The sequence below is a fragment of the Gluconobacter sp. P1D12_c genome (genome assembly GCF_018812105.1).
GTDB classification, from domain to species: Bacteria; Pseudomonadota; Alphaproteobacteria; order Acetobacterales; family Acetobacteraceae; genus Gluconobacter; species Gluconobacter oxydans_A.
This window is the reverse complement of the sequence record NZ_JACSIQ010000712.1, coordinates 1-391: the sequence shown is the minus strand read 5'-3', so window position 1 is coordinate 391 and position 391 is coordinate 1. Positions and strand designations below refer to the sequence as shown.

The window sequence follows — 391 nt, the reverse complement described above, 5'->3', positions numbered from 1 at the left end:
CGGGTGCGGTCGATGGTCTGTTCAATCGCTTTGATGCAACCCTGCGGAACGCTGGTTATCTCCCGATGTCAGGGCAGATCCTGGATGCAACGCTGGTCGCGGCTCCCAGGCAGCGCAACACAAATGCTGAGAAAGCGGATCTGCGTGAAGGGCGGATCCCACAGGACTGGCAGGACAAGCCGTCAAAGCTGTCCCACAAGGACAGGCATGCGCGGTGGACGCTGAAGTTCACGAAAGCAAAGCGGCAGGAGGATGGGACGATCCCCGCAACAGATCTTGCCATCCCATTCTTTGGCTACAAATCCCATGTCTCCATCGACCGAAAATTTCGGTTGATCCGGAAATGGAAAACAACCGATGCCGCCGCCAGTGATGGTGCGCGATTGGGAGA

1 pseudogene is annotated in these 391 nt (G+C 57.3%); it reads left to right on the top strand.

From position 1 onward, the window contains the following. A pseudogene (locus tag KP705_RS18860) lies at window positions 1-391 on the top strand (IS5/IS1182 family transposase); the annotation flags it as partial.